The organism is Plectonema cf. radiosum LEGE 06105, from assembly GCF_015207665.1.
Lineage (GTDB): Bacteria > Cyanobacteriota > Cyanobacteriia > Cyanobacteriales > Nostocaceae > Rivularia > Rivularia radiosa_A.
Genome location: NZ_JADEWL010000304.1, coordinates 1 through 1,581, shown reverse-complemented (window position 1 = coordinate 1,581; position 1,581 = coordinate 1). Strand labels below are relative to the sequence as shown.

The 1,581-nt window shown below is 40.9% G+C and carries 1 protein-coding gene; it reads left to right on the top strand.

The genetic code is table 11. From position 1 onward, the window contains the following. On the top strand, positions 1 to 1,581 hold a 1,581-nt coding region (locus tag IQ247_RS32110), incomplete at both ends, for a non-ribosomal peptide synthetase (protein ID WP_193926232.1).

Below are 1,581 nucleotides of genomic sequence, written 5' to 3'. Positions count from 1 at the left end.
CACCTTTCAGAATTATCATTATTAACAGAATCTGAGCAGCATCAGTTGCTACGGGAATGGAATAATACAGAAGTTGAATATCCCCTTCTATGTATCCATGAGTTATTTGAAGCCCAGGTAGAGAAAACACCCTCAAATATCGCTGTAATATTTGAAGACCAACAATTAACCTACTACGAACTAAATGCCAAAGCAAATCAACTAGCCCATTACTTACGTTCATTGGGAGTAAAACCAGAGGTATTGGTAGGGATTTGTTTAGAGCGCTCCCTTGATATGGTCATCGGACTATTAGCCATCCTCAAAGCAGGTGGTGCATATGTACCCTTAGACCCCAACTATCCTCAAGAACGCTTGGCTTTTATGTTAGAAGACTCCCAAGTGTCGATTTTGCTAACTCAGCAGTGTTGGGTTGATATAATTCCGCAACATAAAGCAGATGTAATTTGTTTGGACAGTGATTGGAATCATATTGCCCAACAAAGTCAGAATAACCCTGTAAATAATTCTACGACTAATAATCTAGCCTATGTCATTTACACTTCTGGTTCCACAGGTAAACCCAAAGGGGTTTTAGGTATTCATCAAGGTGCAATTAATCGTTTTCATTGGATGTGGGAAAGCTATCCGTTTACTAAGGAGGAGATTTGTTGCCAAAAGACATCCTTAAATTTTGTAGATTCGGTTTGGGAAATCTTTGGACCTTTACTTAGAGGAATTCCAACAGTAATTATACCCGATGCAGTTGTTAAAGCTCCAGAACAATTCGTGGAAACACTCGCAAACAATAAGGTTACACGTTTAGTACTTGTGCCTTCATTGCTGCGCGTACTATTAGATACTTGTAGCGACCTACGAAAACGGTTGTCTAATTTAAAACTTTGGGTAAGTAGTGGAGAAGCGCTTTCCCTTGACCTATTGCAGAACTTTCGCCAAATCATGCCAGAAAGTACGCTTTTAAACCTTTACGGTTCTTCAGAAGTTTCTGCTGATGTGACCTGTTCCCGCATTAATCCAGCAGAGACTCCTTCGCGTGTTACAATTGGTCGTCCAATTGCTAATACGCAAATATACGTACTATCGGAACATTTAAAACCTGTTCCTACTGGAGTACCGGGTGAACTGTATATTAGCGGTGATGGACTAGCAAGGAGCTATCTTAATCAAGCAGAAATGACCGCAGAGAAATTTATCCCCAATCCCTTTACTAAAGAAGCAACACGTCTGTATAAAACTGGGGATTTAGCACGCTATTTGCCGAGTGGAGATATAGAGTACATTGGTCGGATTGATAACCAGGTCAAGATACGTGGTTTTCGTATTGAACTCGGAGAAATTGAGGCAGTAATCAGCCAATACGCAGCAGTACGAGAAGCTGTAGTTATAGTCAGGGAAGATTCAGTAGATTCTCAACGAATAGTCGCTTATGTAGTTGCTCAAACAGAGCAAGCACTGGTAATTCCTGAACTACGGAGCTTTTTAGAGTTAAAGTTACCGAACTACATGGTACCAGGAGCTTTTATCACCTTGGAGGCACTGCCACTAACACCAAATGGTAAGGTTGACCGTAAAGCACTACCT